Here is a 1691-nt window from a genome sequence, read left to right as displayed (position 1 = left end):
AAGTTGATCACGTTGAGCAGGCCGAAGATCACCGCGAGGCCGAGCGACAGCATCGCGTAGAACGAACCGTTGACCAGGCCGAGCAGCAACTGGCTGAGCAAGGCTTGCAGGGGGATGCCGAATAGTTCCATGGGCGAATAAGGGAAAGCGTATTAGCGGAATTGCTCCTTCCCCCAGCGGGGGAAGGTTCGGATGAGGGCGGAGTGACCGAGCCGGCTCCTCCATGGAATCGTGCTCGCTGCCCCACCGACTCCCTCCTCCTGCCGGAGGAGGGAAGCCAGGCACGTTACAGGCTGGCAAATCGACTTGCGCTGCAAAGCAGCACAGCGGCGCTCAGCCTACTTCCACAGCGCGCACTTGGACTCGGCCTTGGTGGTGAAAGCCTGGTCGCCGGGGATGGCTTGTACCACCTTGTAGTAATCCCACGGATACTTCGAGTCCGACGGCTTCTTCACTTCCATCAGGTACATGTCGTGCACCATGCGGCCATCCGGGCGCACCACCCCGTTCTTGGTGTACATGTCGCTGATCTTGGTCTTCTTCAGCTGCGCCATCACCTTGTCGGCGTCGTCGGTGCCGGCCGCCTTCACCGCGTTCAGGTATTGCGTGGCCGCCGAATAGTCCGCCGCCTGCAGCGACGAGGGCTCCTTCTTCATCTTGGCGAAGTATTTCTTCGACCAGGCGCGGCTGTCGTCGCTCTGGTCCCAGTACCAGCTGTCGGTCAGGTACATGCCCTGGGTCAGGTTCAGGCCGAGCGAATGCACGTCGTTGATGAACATCAGCAGGCCGGCCATCTTCATCGACTTGGTGATGCCGAACTCGTTGGCGGCCTTGATCGCGTTGACGGTGTCGCCGCCGGCATTGGCCAGGCCCAGGATCTGCGCCTTGGACGACTGCGCCTGCAGCAGGAAGGACGAGAAGTCGGACGCCGACAGCGGGTGCTTGACGCTGCCCAACACCTTGCCGCCGTTGGCCTTGACCACGTTGGCGGTGTCGTTTTCGAGCGAGGCGCCAAAGGCGTAGTCGGCCGTCAGGAAGAACCAGGTCTTGCCGCCCTGCTTGACGACGGCCGAACCGGTGCCCTTGGCCAGCGCCACCGTGTCGTAGGCATAGTGCACGGTGTACGGAGAGCATTCTTCATTGGTCAGGCGCGAGGTGCCGGCACCGATGGCGATGAACGGCTTTTTCTTTTCCGCGGCGATCTTGGCCATCGACAGGCTGGTGGCGGAATTGGTGCCGGCGATGAGCACGTCCACGCCCTGCTGGTCGAACCATTCGCGCGCCTTGGAGGCGGCGATGTCGGCCTTGTTCTGGTGATCGGCATAGACGAATTCGATCTTCTTGCCGTTGACCGCACCGCCCGCATCGGCAATCGCCATCCTGATCGCCTCAACGCCACCGGGGCCGTCGATATCGGCGTACAGGCCCGACATGTCCGTGATAAAACCGATCTTGATCACGTCGCCCGAGACTTGCGCTAACGCGGCCCCGGAAAAACCAAACGCCGCTGCAACTGCCACTGTCATTGACTTGAAATTCATTTCTGCTCCTTTGTTATAGGTGGTTATTTACTACTCGTTGCACATCTTGTTCATACGCCCAGGAGCTCATGCAGCACAGGCATTCTGGCGTCCAGTTCGGAGGCAGCGAAGGTCTCGACGATCTGACCATGCTCCATCACGTAAAAGCGC

1 protein-coding gene and 2 pseudogenes are annotated in these 1691 nt (G+C 60.7%); all 3 read right to left on the bottom strand.

The genetic code is table 11. The annotated features are described in order from the left end of the window. Window positions 1–131 (bottom strand): annotated as a pseudogene (locus tag TSA66_RS27035) (branched-chain amino acid ABC transporter permease); the annotation flags it as partial. A gap of 207 nt (window positions 132–338) precedes the next feature. Next, window positions 339–1541: an ABC transporter substrate-binding protein gene (locus TSA66_RS15495; RefSeq protein ID WP_040040636.1), complete on the bottom strand. Its 1203-nt coding sequence runs from the start codon at window positions 1539–1541 to the stop codon at window positions 339–341. A 50-nt stretch (window positions 1542–1591) separates the two neighbouring features. Beyond that, a pseudogene (locus TSA66_RS27800) lies at window positions 1592–1691 on the bottom strand (ABC transporter ATP-binding protein); the annotation flags it as partial.

It is taken from the genome of Noviherbaspirillum autotrophicum, from assembly GCF_000818395.1.
Lineage (GTDB): Bacteria > Pseudomonadota > Gammaproteobacteria > Burkholderiales > Burkholderiaceae_D > Noviherbaspirillum > Noviherbaspirillum autotrophicum.
This window is presented reverse-complemented; position numbering and strand designations above follow the sequence as displayed.

What these genes read in the sequence shown, in the direction of transcription:
- TSA66_RS15495 (WP_040040636.1), bottom strand. Translation starts at nt 1,541, where the DNA reads ATGAATTTCAAGTCAATGACAGTGGCAGTTGCAGCGGCGTTTGGTTTT.